This is a genomic window from Streptomyces sp. NPDC021224 (assembly GCF_044332905.1).
Classification (GTDB): Bacteria; Actinomycetota; Actinomycetes; order Streptomycetales; family Streptomycetaceae; genus Actinacidiphila.
Genome location: NZ_JBIRPW010000022.1, coordinates 38,412 through 53,558 on the forward strand (window position 1 = coordinate 38,412; position 15,147 = coordinate 53,558).

At 74.1% G+C, this 15,147-nt stretch carries 19 protein-coding genes; 15 read left to right on the forward strand and 4 right to left on the reverse strand.

Translation table 11 applies throughout. From position 1 onward, the window contains the following. Window positions 1–56: 56 nt before the first annotated feature. A complete protein-coding gene (locus ACH4PY_RS33815; RefSeq protein WP_398192012.1) occupies window positions 57–1,079 on the reverse strand; it encodes a LacI family DNA-binding transcriptional regulator in 1,023 nt (340 codons plus the stop codon). Between the two features lie 43 nt (window positions 1,080–1,122). Then, complete coding sequence (locus tag ACH4PY_RS33820) at window positions 1,123–1,881, reverse strand: response regulator transcription factor (protein WP_398192014.1); 759 nt, start codon at window positions 1,879–1,881, stop codon at window positions 1,123–1,125. A gap of 93 nt (window positions 1,882–1,974) precedes the next feature. Here ACH4PY_RS33820 and ACH4PY_RS33825 point away from each other — a divergent pair, with 93 nt between their 5' ends. The 8 genes from ACH4PY_RS33825 to ACH4PY_RS33860 all read left to right on the forward strand — a co-directional run bounded on the left by ACH4PY_RS33825 (window position 1,975) and on the right by ACH4PY_RS33860 (window position 7,690). Beyond that, window positions 1,975–2,802, forward strand: a complete 828-nt coding sequence (locus tag ACH4PY_RS33825) for an alpha/beta hydrolase family protein (RefSeq protein WP_398192016.1) — start codon at window positions 1,975–1,977, stop codon at window positions 2,800–2,802. Between the two features lie 123 nt (window positions 2,803–2,925). Further along, entirely contained in the window at window positions 2,926–3,219 is a 294-nt protein-coding gene (locus ACH4PY_RS33830; RefSeq protein WP_398192018.1) for a MoaD/ThiS family protein, read from the forward strand. Continuing rightward, window positions 3,216–4,787: a hypothetical protein gene (locus ACH4PY_RS33835; RefSeq protein ID WP_398192020.1), complete on the forward strand. Its 1,572-nt coding sequence runs from the start codon at window positions 3,216–3,218 to the stop codon at window positions 4,785–4,787. The genes ACH4PY_RS33830 and ACH4PY_RS33835 overlap by 4 nt, the downstream gene beginning before the upstream one ends. Window positions 4,788–4,888: 101 nt before the next feature. Further along, on the forward strand, window positions 4,889–5,608 hold the full coding sequence (locus ACH4PY_RS33840) for a DUF2993 domain-containing protein (RefSeq protein WP_398192022.1): 720 nt from the start codon (window positions 4,889–4,891) through the stop codon (window positions 5,606–5,608). Between the two features lie 158 nt (window positions 5,609–5,766). Continuing rightward, the gene (locus ACH4PY_RS33845; protein ID WP_355342331.1) at window positions 5,767–5,847 is read left to right on the forward strand and encodes a putative leader peptide; all 81 of its coding nucleotides are present in this window, start codon (window positions 5,767–5,769) and stop codon (window positions 5,845–5,847) included. A gap of 188 nt (window positions 5,848–6,035) precedes the next feature. Then, window positions 6,036–6,872, forward strand: coding sequence for a sulfurtransferase (locus ACH4PY_RS33850; RefSeq protein WP_398192024.1), 837 nt, complete (start codon window positions 6,036–6,038; stop codon window positions 6,870–6,872). 46 nt (window positions 6,873–6,918) lie between these two features. Next, the gene (locus ACH4PY_RS33855; protein WP_398192027.1) at window positions 6,919–7,209 is read left to right on the forward strand and encodes a DUF1416 domain-containing protein; all 291 of its coding nucleotides are present in this window, start codon (window positions 6,919–6,921) and stop codon (window positions 7,207–7,209) included. A gap of 175 nt (window positions 7,210–7,384) precedes the next feature. Further along, a complete protein-coding gene (locus tag ACH4PY_RS33860) occupies window positions 7,385–7,690 on the forward strand; it encodes a DUF3099 domain-containing protein (RefSeq protein ID WP_398192146.1) in 306 nt (101 codons plus the stop codon). 45 nt (window positions 7,691–7,735) lie between these two features. Here ACH4PY_RS33860 and ACH4PY_RS33865 read toward each other — a convergent pair whose 3' ends face one another. Continuing rightward, on the reverse strand, window positions 7,736–8,098 hold the full coding sequence (locus ACH4PY_RS33865; RefSeq protein WP_398192028.1) for a DsrE family protein: 363 nt from the start codon (window positions 8,096–8,098) through the stop codon (window positions 7,736–7,738). Window positions 8,099–8,247: 149 nt separating this feature from the next. Here ACH4PY_RS33865 and ACH4PY_RS33870 point away from each other — a divergent pair, with 149 nt between their 5' ends. The 6 genes from ACH4PY_RS33870 to ACH4PY_RS33895 all read left to right on the forward strand — a co-directional run bounded on the left by ACH4PY_RS33870 (window position 8,248) and on the right by ACH4PY_RS33895 (window position 13,429). Continuing rightward, window positions 8,248–9,123: a hypothetical protein gene (locus ACH4PY_RS33870; protein ID WP_398192029.1), complete on the forward strand. Its 876-nt coding sequence runs from the start codon at window positions 8,248–8,250 to the stop codon at window positions 9,121–9,123. Further along, on the forward strand, window positions 9,120–10,124 hold the full coding sequence (locus ACH4PY_RS33875) for a hypothetical protein (protein ID WP_398192031.1): 1,005 nt from the start codon (window positions 9,120–9,122) through the stop codon (window positions 10,122–10,124). Before ACH4PY_RS33870 ends, ACH4PY_RS33875 begins: the two co-directional genes overlap by 4 nt. Then, window positions 10,124–11,032 carry a hypothetical protein gene (locus ACH4PY_RS33880; protein ID WP_398192033.1) on the forward strand — a complete coding sequence of 303 codons (909 nt, stop codon included), beginning with the start codon at window positions 10,124–10,126 and terminating at the stop codon, window positions 11,030–11,032. The genes ACH4PY_RS33875 and ACH4PY_RS33880 overlap by 1 nt, the downstream gene beginning before the upstream one ends. Window positions 11,033–11,309: 277 nt before the next feature. Then, window positions 11,310–11,873: an FABP family protein gene (locus ACH4PY_RS33885; RefSeq protein ID WP_398192035.1), complete on the forward strand. Its 564-nt coding sequence runs from the start codon at window positions 11,310–11,312 to the stop codon at window positions 11,871–11,873. Between the two features lie 100 nt (window positions 11,874–11,973). Next, complete coding sequence (locus tag ACH4PY_RS33890) at window positions 11,974–12,447, forward strand: Fur family transcriptional regulator (protein WP_398192037.1); 474 nt, start codon at window positions 11,974–11,976, stop codon at window positions 12,445–12,447. A 10-nt stretch (window positions 12,448–12,457) separates the two neighbouring features. Further along, the gene (locus ACH4PY_RS33895; protein WP_398192038.1) at window positions 12,458–13,429 is read left to right on the forward strand and encodes a YgfZ/GcvT domain-containing protein; all 972 of its coding nucleotides are present in this window, start codon (window positions 12,458–12,460) and stop codon (window positions 13,427–13,429) included. A 14-nt stretch (window positions 13,430–13,443) separates the two neighbouring features. Here the strand turns inward: ACH4PY_RS33895 and dtd are convergent, their stop codons facing one another. Beyond that, window positions 13,444–13,869, reverse strand: a complete 426-nt coding sequence (dtd, locus tag ACH4PY_RS33900; protein WP_398192040.1) for a D-aminoacyl-tRNA deacylase — start codon at window positions 13,867–13,869, stop codon at window positions 13,444–13,446. 428 nt (window positions 13,870–14,297) lie between these two features. Between dtd and ACH4PY_RS33905 the strand changes: the two genes are divergently transcribed. Further along, entirely contained in the window at window positions 14,298–14,882 is a 585-nt protein-coding gene (locus ACH4PY_RS33905; protein ID WP_398192042.1) for a hypothetical protein, read from the forward strand. Window positions 14,883–15,147 lie beyond the last annotated feature (265 nt).

Genomic DNA, 15,147 nt, shown 5'->3' on the forward strand with positions numbered 1-15,147 from the left:
GGGTCGCCCCGAGCGGACGCCCCCGGACCACCGGGGCCCGTCACGTATCCCCGGGGTCAGTGGCAGCCGCAGGACTGCCGGACGACCAGCCGGGACGGGAACTGCCGCAGCCGCTCGCGGCGCGCCCCCGGCACCCGCAGCGAGTCGTCCAGCACCGCGTCCACCGCCGCGCGCGCCATGCCCTGCCGGTCGGAGGCGACCGTGGTCAGCGGCGGGTCGGCGAGCGCGGCCTCCTTGACGTCGTCGAAGCCCGCGACGGCGAGCTGCTCGGGCACCTCGATGCGCAGCTCCCGCGCGGCCCGCAGCACACCGAGCGCCTGGTCGTCGGTCGCGCAGAAGATCGCCGGCGGCCGGTCCGGGCCGGACAGCAGGCCGAGCGCGACCTGGTAGGCGTCGTAACGGTTGTAGGGGGCCTGGAAGAGCCGGCCCTCGGTGCTGCGCCCGGCCTCCTCCATCGCCCGCCGCCAGCCCTCGACATGGTCGGTGACCGGGTCGCCGACCATGGGCGTGACCTCGGTGCCGCCCAGGCACGCCACGTACGGGTGGCCGTGCTCCAGCAGGTGCCGCACGGCGAGCTGCGCGCCGCCGATGTCGTCGGTGCGCACCGCGATGTCGTCGATCGCCTCGGGCCGCTCGTGCAGCAGCACCACCCGGGCGTCCCACGCGTCGATCTCGGTGGCCGCGTTGTCGCTGAGGCCCTGGCTGATGAGGATCAGCCCGGAGACCCGCATGCCGAGGAAGGCCCGCAGGTAGTGCGTCTCGCGCTCGTCGAGGTAGTCGGAGTTGCCGACCAGCACCATCTTGCCGCGCTCGGAGGCGGCCTGTTCGACGGCGTGCGCCATCTCCGCGAAGAAGGGCTGGCGCGCGTCCGGCACGATCAGGCCGATCAGGTCGGTACGGCGGCTGGCCATCGCCTGGGCCACACGGTCCGGGCGGTAGCCGAGCTGCTTGATGGCCGCGAGCACGCGCTCGCGGGTGGCCGGGGCAACCGGCCGGGGTCCGTTGTTGATGACGTAGCTGACGACCGCGGTGGAGGTCCCCGCCAGCCTGGCCACGTCGTCGCGCGTCACCTTGGGCACGACGGGAAGTCTACGCGTGTCTATCCGTTCGTCACACGGATTGTCATACCGTCTGCTCTGTGGACGAACGACTCCCGCGCCGGACCGCCGGTTCGGACGTCCCGGACGGCTCCTCGGCCGTCCGCTCCGCCTTCTCCGGGGTGACGAAACGGTAGCCCACGTTGCGCACCGTACCGATCAACGACTCGTGCTCGACGCCGAGTTTCGCCCGCAGCCGCCGTACGTGCACGTCCACCGTGCGGGTGCCGCCGAAGTAGTCGTAGCCCCACACCTCCTGGAGCAGCTGCGCGCGGGTGAAGACCCGGCCCGGGTGCTGGGCGAGGTACTTCAGCAGCTCGAACTCCTTGAAGGTCAGGTCCAGGACCCGGCCCTTGAGCTTGGCGCTGTAGGTGGCCTCGTCGACCGACAGGTCGCCGTTGCGGATCTCCATCGGGCTGTCGTCCCCGGCGATCTGCTGGCGCCCCATGGCGAGCCGCAGCCGCGCCTCGACCTCGGCGGGCCCCGCGGTGTCCAGCAGCACGTCGTCGATGCCCCAGTCCGCGGTCACCGCGGCCAGGCCGCCCTCGGTGACGACGAGCACGAGCGGGCAGCCCGGTCCCGTCGAGCGCAGCAGCTGGCACAGGCTGCGGACCTGCGGCAGGTCGCGGCGCCCGTCGATGAGGATGACGTCGGCGCCCGGGGTGTCGACGAGGGCGGGGCCCTCGGCGGGAGCGACCCGCACGTTGTGCAGCAGCAGCCCGAGCGCGGGCAGCACCTCGGTGGACGGCTGGAGTGCGTTCGTCAGCAGCAGCAGAGAACTCACACGGATCTCCCGTCGGTCGGACTGGTGCGAAAAAGCACGAAAGGACCCGGGGGCGGCATTGCCCAGGTCCTCTTGCACGGAAGAATAGCCGACATGACCACCGCTGCCGAGACCGACGACCGGCGTTTGTGTGTTTCCGCGCTCACTTCGGGTGGCCGGCGTGCCGTTCTGTTGACGTCCGACGGTATTCCGATCGAAGCCGAACACCGTCCGGCGCCGGGCGGGGCGAAGGACCTCGCGGTGGTCGTCGCACACGGGTTCACCGGCGCCCTGGAGCGTCCCGCGGTGCGCCGGGCGGCGGGCGTACTGGGCGCCGAGGGCGGTGTCGTGACCTTCTCCTTCCGCGGCCACGGCGGCTCGGGCGGGCGTTCCACAGTCGGCGACCGGGAGGTCCTGGACCTCGACGCGGCCGTGGGCTGGGCCCGCCGGATGGGCTACGCGCGGATCGCCACGGTCGGCTTCTCGATGGGCGGCTCCGTGGTGCTGCGGCACGCCGGGGCGGGCTCGGGCGCCGGACTGCGGCCGGTCGACGCGGTCGTGTCGGTCAGTTCGCCCGCCCGCTGGTACTACCGCGGGACGGCGCCGATGCGGCGGGTGCACTGGGTCATCACCCGGCCCGCCGGGCGGCTGGTCTCGCGGGTCGGCCTCGGCACCCGCATCCACACCCGCGACTGGGACCCGGTGCCGCGCTCGCCCGTCGAGTCCGTGCCGTACATCGCGCCCGTGCCGCTGCTGATCGTGCACGGCGACCAGGACACGTACTTCCCGCTCGACCACCCGCTCTCGCTCGCCGACGCGGCCGGCGAGGGCGGCGCCGAGCTGTGGATCGAACGCGGCTTCGGGCACGCCGAGAACGCCGCCGACGCCGCGCTGCTCGGCCGCGTCGGCGCCTGGATCACCGCGCACGGCGCGGGCCGGTGAGCGGCCGGTGGGCACGCCGGGCGGCGCGAAGGGCCATCATGGACGGCGCCGCACCCCGCACGGGACCGCGGTGACGTACCAGCGACACCCGCACCACGACGCACGATGAGGGACGGAGCCCCGATGGCCGCAACCGACACGGCCGCTCGCCCGGCGGCGGGCACGATCCGCTACTGGGCCGCCGCCAAGGCCGCCGCGGGCACGGCGGAGGAGGACTACCACGCGGCGACGCTCGCGGACGCGCTGGACGCCGCCCGGCAGCGGCACGCCGCCCGGCCGGACTTCGCGCACGTGCTGCGCCGCTGCTCCTTCCTCGTCGACGGCCGCCCCGTGGGCACCCGCGACCACGCCGAGGTGCCGCTCCCGGACGGCGCGACCGTCGAGGTGCTGCCGCCCTTCGCGGGAGGCTCGGCATGAGCGACCACCGCGACGGCGTCCCGTACGGCTACGGGTACGGCCAGGGCGACGCGCAGGGCCGCGGCCACGACGAGCAGGCCCACGGCGCCCCCGCCCCTTACCCCGCGGACGGCGCCTACGTGCCCGAGCCGCTGCCCACCGGCCTGCCCCCGAACGCGGACCAGGGCGGCACGCCCTTCGGCGCCCCGCCGCCCGGCGACGACTGGTCGGCCCACGCCCCGGGCCCGGACGGCGCCGCCTACGGCGTACCCGCCGCGGGCGACGGCTGGGGCTCCACCCCGCCCTCCGCCCACCCGTGGACGACCTCGCAGCCCCCGTACCCGGACGGCCGGGCGGGCTACCCGGAGGCGGGCTACCCGGAGGGCGGCTACGGCACCACGCCGGACTACGGCACCACGCCGGACTACGGCACCGCGCCGGACTACGGCACCACGCCGGACTACGGCACGCCCGGCTACACCGGCGCCGGCTACGGCACCTCCGGCTACGGCCCCGACCCCGCCGCCGGCCACGCCCCCGGTTACGGCGCCGACCCCGGCTACGGCCCGGACCAGGTCACCCCCGGGCACGCCGTCGGCCACGGCCCGCTCGGCTACGACGCCACCGGCGTGGACACCGGCGCCCCCTGGCAGCCGCAGTCCCCGCACCCCCACCAGCAGGCGGCCCCGCACGCGTACGCCACCGCGCCCGCCGAGGCCGAGCCGTACGCGGCCGAGCACACCGCCGTGCTGCCCCCGGTCCCGGCCGAGGGCTCCGACGCCCCCGGCCCCCGGGCCTCCCGGCGCGGCGGGTCCGCACCCGTGCGGCCGGACGGGCGGACCGGTTCGCCGATCATCGCGCCCGGCATCCAGCCCGCCGCCCTCACCGCGGCGCTCGGCCTGCTGCTCGCGGGCGGCGCGGCGGTCGGCAAGCCGGGGCTCGCGGTCGTGCTGGTGCTGCTCCAGGCGGTCACGGCCGCCGGGTGGTTCCGGCTCAACGGCATGTGGCCCGCCCGGCAGGGCATCGTGCTGGCCTTCCTCGCGGGGGTGACCGCCGACGTCGGCATGCTCGCCGCGGACGGCGGCCACGCGCCCGCCGTGGTGCTGGGCACGCTCGGGGTGTGGCTGCTGCTCGTGCTCGTGCTGCAACTGCGCCACCACGGCAGTGCCGACGAGCGCCTGTCGTCCCTCACCGCGACCTCGGCCTCGACCCTGATCACTGTGCTGGCCTGCGGCTATCTCGCGACCCAGGTGTCGGACGCGGGCCACGGCCCGGTCGTCGCGGGCGCGGTCGCGGTGGCCGCCGCGACGCTGGTGCGGGCCCTGCCGCTGCCGGGCGGCGAGCCGGTCTCGCTCGGTGCCGCGCTGGCCGTGGCCGCGGCGACGGGCGCGCTGACCGGCCCGGCGGTGGACCTGGGCGCCGGGAAGGGCGTGCTGCTCGCGGTCGCGGCCGGGGCGTGCGCGCTGGTCGGGCTGCGGGTGGCGAGCTACGACTTCCCGTCGCGCTTCGTGCACTTCACCGCCGGGGTGGCCCTGCCGCTCACCGCCGCCGCACCCGTCGTCTACGCTCTGGGCCGCGCGCTGACCTGAGGTAACGGTTCGGAGCCGGGGGGAACCGCGGCACCCCCCTGGCCCGTCAGGCGATGCGGGAAGTGTCAGGGGCGGGACCGAGTGGGGAGTGTGGCGGGCGCATGGGTTCGTGGCGGGTATGGCGGACGATCCTGATCATCGTGGTGATACTCGGCGGCCTGTTCTACGCCGCCGACTGGTTCGCGGTGCGCGTGGTGGAGGACCGGGCCGCGGAGAAGGCCCGTACGTCCGAGGGCCTGGAGCACAAGCCGAAGCTGTCGATAGACCACTTCCCGCGGCCGTTCCTGACGCAGGTGCTCTTCGGCAAGATCAAGCACGTCTCGATCAAGGCCGAGGACGTCAACGCGGACGGCGGCCGCCAGGACGTCCGCATCACGACCTTCACCGCCGACCTGTACGGGGTGAAGCTCACCGACAACTTCTCCAGGGCGACCGCCGACCGGGCCACGGGCGACGCCTTCGTGAGCTACGACGACCTGTCGAAGTCGGCGCCCCCCGGGGTCAAGGTGAGCGCGGCCCCGCCGGCCGCCGACGGCACCGCGCGGGTCAAGCTGTCCGCGTCGCTGCCCGGCCTGGGCAGCGGTGGCCTCAGCGTCTTCAGCCGGGTCCAGGTGAGCGGCCAGAAGATCACCCTGCACGCCGAGAGCATGCCCAAGGAGATCACCGCGCTGGGCCTGGAGAAGTCCGTCCGCGCCGGGATCGACTTCGACACGAACCTGACCCACCTGCCGTCCGGCATCTCGCTGACCAAGGCGGTGGGCACCGCGACCGGGATGGACATCAAGGCCGCGGGGCGGAACGTGGAGCTGGTGTCGGGCTGAGCGGCGGGTCCGGCCGGGTCCGCCCGGGCCGGGGACGATCACCGCGGAGGCGGGCGGGACGCTGTGGCGCCCGCCCGTTTTCCACTATATGGACAATCTTGTCTCGTCATGTGACACGCCGGTGACACTCGCGGGTCCGCTTCCCTACGATCGGGACCATGAAGCGACAGGCGGATCTCACGAAGCGGCGGGCAGTCGATCTGTGCCGCGTCGCCGCCATGCTCTGTCGCATGCCCTGAGGGGCGGCAGCTCTCCCGCACCGCGCGTCCGGCCGCAAGGCGTCAGCGCCCCTGCCTGCCCCGCGCCGTGTCGCGCGCCCACGGAGCCGCCGGCCGTACCGCACCCCCGCACCTCGCACCGCAACCGCATCGCGCGCCGCGTACCGCGCGGCCACCGCACCATCCGCACTGCCCCGGAGGAGAACAGCATGAGCCGCAGTGACGTCCTGGTCGACGCCGACTGGGTCGAGGCCCACATCGACGACCCGAAGGTGGTCATCGTCGAGGTGGACGAGGACACCTCGGCGTACGACAAGAACCACATCAAGAACGCCGTCCGCATCGACTGGAAGCAGGACCTCCAGGACCCGGTCCGCCGCGACTTCGTGGACCAGGCCGGCTTCGAGGCGCTGCTGTCCGCCAAGGGCATCGCCAACGACGACACGGTCGTCCTCTACGGCGGCAACAACAACTGGTTCGCTTCCTACGCCTACTGGTACTTCAAGCTCTACGGCCACGACTCGGTCAAGCTGCTCGACGGCGGCCGCAAGAAGTGGGAGCTGGACTCCCGCGACCTGGTCGCCGCCGTGCCCGAGCGCGCCGCGACCGAGTACAAGGCCAAGGCCCAGAACACCGCGATCCGCGCCTTCCGCGACGACGTCGTGGCCGCGATCGGCTCGCTGAACCTGGTCGACGTGCGCTCGCCCGACGAGTTCTCCGGCAAGCTGCTCGCCCCGGCCCACCTCCCGCAGGAGCAGTCGCAGCGCCCCGGCCACGTGCCGAGCGCCCGCAACATCCCGTGGTCGAAGAACGCCAACGACGACGGCACGTTCAAGTCCGACGACGAGCTGAAGAAGCTCTACGAGGACGAGAACGTCGACCTGGCCAAGGACACCATCGCGTACTGCCGCATCGGTGAGCGCTCCGCGCTCACCTGGTTCGTGCTGCACGAGCTGCTCGACCAGGGCAACGTCAAGAACTACGACGGCTCGTGGACCGAGTACGGCTCGCTGGTCGGCGTGCCGATCGAGCTCGGCGCCAACTGACCCCGGAACCGATCGACCCCCAGCGACAAGGCGAGGACTGAACGTTATGTGTGGAGCGAAGGCCGGCGGCCCGGAACTGGCGGGCATCGACGTGGCCAAGGAGACCATCATCCAGGGCTCCGTCACCCGTGACGGCGAGCCCGTCAGCGGGTACGTGCGACTCCTGGACGGCGGCGGCGAGTTCACCGCCGAGGTGCCGACCTCGGCGACCGGGCAGTTCCGCTTCTTCGCGGCGCCCGGCACCTGGACGCTGCGCGCGCTCGTTCCCGGCGCGACGGTGGACCGCACGGTCGTGGCCCAGCAGGGCACCCCGTCCGAGGTGGCCATCGCCGTCTGAGACGGCGTGACCGGCATACGGTCGCTGTACGGCGGAGGGCCGCATCCCGCGCGGATGCGGCCCTCCGCCGTGTCCCCGTACGGGCGCGGTCCGTTCCGTCCGTTCTGTTTCGGTATCCGCGTGGCGGACGTACCGTTGAGTTGTGGACGCACACCGCCGTCACTGGTACTTCGCCATGATGGGCACCTGCGTGGTGCTGTTCGTCATGGCGTGGGCGGTGGTGCGCCTGTGGTCCGTGCCCGCGGCGATCGTGATGTGCCTGGTGGCGATGACGATCCCGCCCTTCGCCGCGATCGTCGCCAACAAGCGCCGCCCCGGCGAGCGGTGGTTCGACGAGCAGGACGGCGACGAGGACGACCAGGGCGCGGACGGCCCCCACGCGAAAGGCCGCGGGGGCGACCCCGCCCACACCGGGGACCCGGAGTCGGACGCCTGGTGGAACGAACTGGAGGGGCGGGGCCGCAAGGACCACCGCAGATGAGACCGGGGCCGCGAGGCCCCGTTTTTTACGCGCCCCCGGCGGACGTCAGTAGACGAGGGCCTGCACGCCGTCCGGCATGATCTCGCTGACGAAGACCTGCGCGCCCGCGATGCGGACACCCTCCAGGACATCGCGCTCGCCGATGTCGCGGCGGGCGGCGCACTGGCTGCACAGGGTCACCTGCCCGGCCCCGATCACCGCGTCGAGCAGGTCGGGCAGCGGCGCCGCGTGCGGGAGTTCGAACTCCGCGGCCCTTCCCGGCAGCGCGAACCAGGCCGACTCGCCCGTCAGCCACAGCGACACCTCCACGCCGCTCGCCACCGCGACCGCCGCCACCGTGAAGGCCTGCGAGCACCGCTCGGGCGCGTCCGCGCCCGCCGTCACTTTGATCACCAGCTTGTTCGCCATCCGACCAGCGTAGGCGCCGCGCGTATGTGGCACACGTCACGTCGGGCCTGTGCATATTCGGTGGGGACGCGGTGTGGCGGCTGGACATAATACGAGTCCGTGTGTGATCGGTCGCACACGTGTGCGTTCACATGCCTGGGGGGGCATTCATGGAAGAAGCGGGCGGCGACGTGCGCCGCGACGACGGCGAAGCCGTCGGGGACCCGGCCCCGCACCTCACACCGGAACCGGCACCTGAACCAACATCTGAACCGGCGCCGGAATCGACACCCGAGCCGACGGAGGCCCCGGTCGCGGCGCCCGCGGCCGCCGAGCGGCCCTACCGGCCGATGGCCCGCCGCAAGCTCACCCTCGTTCTCGCCGCCGCCCTCGTGCTCGGCGTGCTGGCGGGCGGCGGCGCGGGCTACGCCGTGCAGAGCGGCCGGCCGGCCACGCCGCTGCCGCCGCTCGTCGCCGCGGGCCCGACCCAGCCCGCGGGCCCCGGGCCCACCGCGCCCGCGCCCCAGGCCGCCGACGACCGCGACGCGGTCTACGAGGGCAACCTGCTGAAGCTGCTGGTCCCGGTCCCCGCCGGGGCGAAGAACGGCGAGCGCGGCTGGCTCACCCAGTCCGAGCTGGCCGACCAGCTCGGCACCTACCGCGCCTTCGAGAACCTCAACGAACGCGGCTTCCGGCGCGCGGTCGAGGCCACCTGGGACACCGGGCACGACGAGGCGGTCAACACCGACGTCACGCTCACCCAGTACCGGGACGACACCAGCATCTACACCGAGCAGGCGCTCCGCGACGCCGCCGGCTCGACCGACCACGGCCACCAGCAGCACGGCGTGCCGCTGCCCGGCACCGTCGACGGCACGGTCATGGCCTCGGCGGAGCCCTACGACGAGGACGACATCCGGGTCTACGTCGGCCAGGCCTTCGCCCGGGTCGGCAACATCTTCGTCGAGGTCTACATCTCCTCGCTGGACCCGGTGCACGAGAAGGACCTCCGGACCGTGATCACCGAGCAGCTGGAGCGGCTGTGAGCGACGAGACCCCGCGCCCCGCGCAGCCCACCCCGCCCGCAGAACCGGCCTCCGCGCCCGAGGTGCCCGCGGTGCCCGCGCCGCAGGAGCCCGCGGTGGACGTGCTTCCCGTGCAGCCCGCGGCCGTACCGCCGCCCCCTTCCGCGTACGGCTACCCGGGCGCGCAGCCGTACGCCCACCCGGCGTGGGGGGCGCCGGTGCCGCCGGTGCCGCCCGCGCGGAGGAAGCGGCGTACCGCGCTGCTCGTGGCCGGTGTCCTCGTGGTGGTCGCCGCGGCCGGCGGGGGCTACGCGCTCACCCGGGACGGCGACGGCAAGAGCACACCCCTGGCGAAGCCCTCGGCGACGGCCACCCCGACACCGACCCGCACGTACGCGGTGACCGCGGGCGGCACGCACGTCGGCGACCTCGGCCAGATGCTGCTGCCGATGCCGCAGGGCATGCGGCCCGGCCCGGACCTCGAACAGTTCGGCAACGACACCGTGCTGGACGCAGCGGGGGCGAAGAAGCTGCTCATGGGCGGCGACACCGGCTCCCGCTTCCCGTCCGCGCAGCGCCGTGCGCTCGAATCCCAGATCGACGCGATGCACGTCAAGGGCGCCGCCGTGCGCACCTACCGCACCGCGGACAACAGGCAGACGTACCAGATGGTGCTCGTCCAGGTCGGCAACAAGACGGCCGCGGGCGCCCAGCCCGAGGCCTTCCGCGGCCTGACGGCGGACTCGAAATACCTCTCCAAGGGCCCGGAGGTGCCCGGCTACCCGCACGCGGTGTGCGTGCAGCCCACGGCGCCCGACGACTCGGACGACTCCAGCGGTGACGACTCCTACGACGACTCCTACGACGACCCGTCCGTCGACATGATGTTCTGCCAGGCCACGGAGGGCGACCTGATGGTGCAGTTCCAGGCGGTCGGGGAGGGCTCGGTGGACTGGGACGAGATCCCCGCACTGCTGCGTCGCCAGCTCGACCGCGTCAAGGCACCGGGGGAGGGCGTCTGATGTCCGACCTCTCCGCGACCCCCGCCGCAGAACAGCCCACCGCGCCGCCGCCTCCCGGGTACGCGCCGGCCGCCGGGCCCGGCCACCCGTCGCCCGGCTACCCGCAGCCCGGCTACCCGCAGCCCGGCTACCCGCCGGTGCCGGTCGTCGCGCCGCGGCGGATGAGCCCGCGGACGCGGGTGACGCTGCGCTGGACCGCCGTCCTGCTGGTCTTCGCCGTCTTCGGCGCCGGTACGGCCTACGCCGTGACGCGCCCGGAGCGTACGAAGATCCCCGGCCTCGGGACGCCCGACGACGGCCGCTGGACGTACCCCGCGCTCGCGCTGCCGCGGCTGCCGGGCGGCAGGCCGCGCCCCTTCGACACCCCGCGCAACCCCGCGGCCGTGCACTACGCCGACCTGCGGGCCCTGCTCCTGCCCGAGCCGGAGGGCGCGGTGGATGACACCGCGTTCCCGGGCGCGAAGGGCTGGCTGCCGACGGCCGCGTACCTCGCGACGCGCCCGGGCGGCGACGGCCCGCAGCAGGAGGCCGCGCTCAAGGAGGGCGGTCTGCGGCACATCGCGGCCCGCGGCTGGACGATGCCGGACGGCACCCGCGGACAGGTCTACCTGCTCCAGTTCATCTCCCGGGCCTACGCGGACCGCTACCTGCAGAACCAGGGGGCGACGCCTCCCCAGGGCGTGTCCGCGGGCGAGAAGGACACCGCGCCGAGCGACCTCGCCCATCCCCAGGGCACGGCCGTCCACGCGTTCGCCGAGAAGACGCCCTACGGCCCCGAGATGACGCGGTACGCCGCGGTGGGCGGGGGCGACACCGTCGCGGTCGTGATGCTGACCCGTAAGGGCGGCGCCGCCCCGGAGCAGGCCTTCGCGCAGACCGTCGCCCTCCAGGCGCAGCTGCTCGGCTGACCCTTCCCCCGCCCGTCCCCACGGGAACCCCGGCCCCCGCGCCCCGCCCGGCGCGGGGGCCGGTGCGCTTCCCGCCGCGTCCCACGTCAGACGGCCTGCCCGCGCCCGCGCGGGGCCGCGCACTAGACTTGGCGGCGGCCCTGCCCGATGCCCTCACGAGGAGCACGTCCCGTGCACATTGAGTACTACTTCGACGCCCTGCTCGTGCTGGTGTGCGTCGCCGTCGCCGCGTTCGCGCTCTACGCGGTCAAGAAGCTCTACCAGGGCCAGCGCTGACATGATCGAGATCCCGTCCGACCTGCACCCCGACCTCGTGCCGCTGGCCTTCCTGCTCGGCCGCTGGGAGGGCGCGGGGGTGTTCGACTTCCCCGGTGCCGAGAAGTGCAACTTCGGGCAGGAGGTCGTCTTCCGCCACGACGGCCGGCCGTTCCTGGAGTACGCCTCGCACACCTGGGTGCTGGACGCCGAGGGCAAGAAGACCCGCCCGCTGGAGAGCGAGACCGGCTACTGGCGGATCGGCGCCGACCGCAAGGTCGATGTCACGACCACCCGTGACGAGGGTGTCGTCGAGATCTGGACCGGCGAGCTGGCCGAGGGCAAGCCGCAGATCGACCTGGTCACGGACGCGGTCGCCCGGCTGCCCGTCGCCCCGGAGTACAGCGGCGGCAAGCGGCTCTACGGTTATGTGAACAGCGACCTGATGTGGGTCGGCGAGAAGGCCACCCCGTCCGTCCCGCTGCGCGCCTACATGTCCGCGCACCTGAAGAAGGTCGTGGACCCGCGCGAGTGGGCCGCCGACCTCAAGGACCTCCCGGACGACGGGATCGCCTTCTTCAAGTAGCGGCGGGCCGCGGTCCTGGCGGGCGTCCGGGTAGGGGTCACACCCCTGTCCGCGGGTCCGGAGCGGCGGCGCACGGGTGCCTCCGCCCTACACTGGCCCCGTGGTCACCACCGACTGGAAGAGCGACCTGCGCCGCCGCGGCTACCGTCTCACGCCGCAGCGGCAGCTGGTGCTGGAAGCGGTCGACACCCTGGAGCACGCCACCCCCGACGGCATCCTGAGCGAGGTGCGCAGGACCGCCTCGGGGATCAACATCTCCACCGTCTACCGCACCCTGGAGCTGCTGGAGGAGCTGGGCCTGGTCAGCCACGCCCACCTGGGCCACGGCGCTCCCACCTACCACCTCGCGGACCGGCACGACCACATGCACCTGGTGTGCCGCGACTGCGACGTGGTCACCGAGGCCGACGTCTCGCTCGCCGCGCCGCTCGGCGAGGGCCTGCGCGAACACTTCGGCTTCGAGACGGACATGAAGCACTTCGCCATCTTCGGCCGCTGCCGGGACTGCGCGGCCAAGGCCGCGGCCCGGCAGGCGGCGGAGGACGCCGCGGAGTCCGCGCGGGGCGGGTCGTAGTCTTGACGGCATGACGACGAAGAGCCCTTTGCTGTCGCTGCCCGGCGCTGTTCCGGCGGAAGGCCCCGACGAAGGCGTGGCCGCGCACTACGGCGACCTCTTCCGCGAGCAGCGCGCGCTCGCCGACGGCCGCGGATTCGTGGACCTCTCGCACCGCGGTGTCGTCACCGTCACCGGCGACGACCGGCTCCCGTGGCTGCACCTGCTGCTCACCCAGCACGTCGAGCAGCTCCCGCCCGGACAGGCCACCGAGGCGCTCATCCTCTCCCCGAACGGGCACATCGAGCACGCGCTCTACCTCGTCGACGACGGCACGACGACGTGGATCCACGTCGAGCCCGGCACGCAGGGCGACCTGCTCGCGTACCTGGAGAGCATGAAGTTCTTCTACCGGGTCGAGACCGCCGACGCGACGGAGCGCTTCGCCCTCGTCCACCTCCCCGCGGGCTCCATCGTCCCCGTCCCGGACGACTGGGCGGTGCGCGAGACGCCGTACGGGCGGGACGTGTTCGTGCCGCGCGAGAGCCTGGAGGAGTTCGCCGTCCAGGCCGGACCGCCCGCCGGGGTGCTCGCCCACGAGGCGCTGCGCATCGAGGCGCACCGGCCGCGGCTCGGCCTGGAGACCGACCACCGCACCATCCCGCACGAGCTGGGCTGGCTGGAGACCGCCGTCCACCTGCACAAGGGCTGCTACCGCGGCCAGGAGACGGTGGCCCGCGTGCAGAACCTCGGCCGCCCGCCGCGCCGCCTGGTCTTCCTGCACCTGGACGGCAGCGAGGTCCGGCTGCCCGGCCACGGCACCCCGCTGCGGGTCGCGGAGGAGGGCGGCGAGGGCCGCGTCGTCGGCACCGTCACGTCGTCCGCGCGGCACTGGGAGCTGGGGCCGATCGCCCTCGCCGTCGTCAAGCGCAACACCCCCGAGGGCGCGACGCTCGTCGCCGACGAGACCGCCGCGACACAGGAGACCGTCGTCGCGCCCTGAGCGGCCCCGGGCGCTCACATCTCCAGGACGACGGTGAAGGGTCCGTCGTTGGTGAGCGACACCTTCATGTCGGCGCCGAACACGCCCGTCTCCACGGTCGCGCCGAGCACCCGCAGCTCGGCCACCACCGCGTCCACGAGCGGCTCGGCGACCGCCCCGGGCGCGGCCGCGTTCCACGTCGGGCGGCGGCCCTTGCGCGCGTCGCCGTACAGCGTGAACTGGCTGATCACCAGCAGCGGCGCGCCGATGTCCGAGCACGACGTCTCGTCCGGGAGGATGCGCAGCGTCCACAGCTTGCGGGCGAGCTGGGCCGCCTTCTCCTTGGTGTCGTCGTGCGTCACCCCCACCAGCACGCACAGGCCGGGCCCCGCGACGGCCCCGACCGTCCGCCCGTCGACCACGACCTTCGCCTCGCTCACCCGCTGGGCCACCGCACGCATGCGGCCATTGTGACGTGCGCGCCGGGGGCGCCGAGCCGGGGGTGGGGCGTACGCGAGGGGGCGCGCGGCACCTGCTCCCTGCGCCGGGGCAGCGGCTTCGCACAACTGTTGCGAGGTCCGTTCGGGTGCAGAGTCGCTGCGGGGCGTCGGGCCCAGGTGGCAGCATCGACGCAGGGATCCCGGCCCGCGGCAGCCCGTCGCGTACCGGGGAACGACCCGCACCCGGCGTACGCGGCGGCCCGTTGGCGTACCGGGGCACCCGCGCACCGCGCGTGCCCCGGCCGCAGCGGGGCGTTCGCACCGCGCGTGTGCTGCGTGCGGGGGACGACACGCATGACCGCAACCGACGCCGGACAGACTCCCGGCACCGCCGCGCACACCGGCCGGCGGCGCCCAGGAAGCCCACGCCCACCAGGAAGGGCCACCCCATGCTCAAGGCCGACGCACCCGGGCCGTCCGGCCCGCCCGCGCCCCGTGCCCCGCTCGCCGACACCGCCGAGCCCGACCTGGGCGCCCTCGACCTGCCCGCGCTGCGCGCCCTGCGCCGCGAAGCCCAGCGCGAGGAGGCCGACCTGTCCTACCTGCGCCGCCTGCTGCACGGACGGATCGACATCCTGCGGGCCGAACTGCGCGGACGCGCCCCCGCCGGGACCCCCGGGCAGGAGCCCGGCCCGGACGCGCCCGTACCCGTCCTCGACCGCCTCCCCGAGATCCTCGCGGACGGCCCCTCCCGGGTCCGCACCTCCGCCCGCCACGTCACCCTCGGCACACCGCTCACGCCGCGCGTGCAGCGCCTCGCCGAGGAGATACTCGCCGAGGTGGAACTCTCCGACCTGGAGGCGCGCACGGACGCCGAACTCGACGAGGCGATGGCGCGCCTGGCGCGCCACGAGCAGGAGGTGTCGGGGCGCCGACAGCGCCTCCAGCACACCGTCGACGGCTGCTCCGCCGAGATCACCCGCCGCTACCGCGAGGGTGAGGCCCGCATCGACGATCTCCTCTGCGACGGCTGAGGGGGTGCGCTCCGGGGTGCCCCCGCCGGGTGCTTTGCGCGACCGTCCGCCGGTGGGCGGTCGCGCGAGCAGTTCTCCCCCAGAGCTTCGCCTGGGAGGTACCCCCACGCGCCCCTGGTGGGTGCCCTCTGCGCGCAGGGTGAGCGTTTTTAGGGGCGCGGGGGAAACTGCGCGAGCAACCACCCACCGGCGGGAGGCCCGGCGACCGCCGTCATCGTTCACCCCGGGCGGCAGCCCGATCGCGGCGGGCGTTTAACCGGATGCG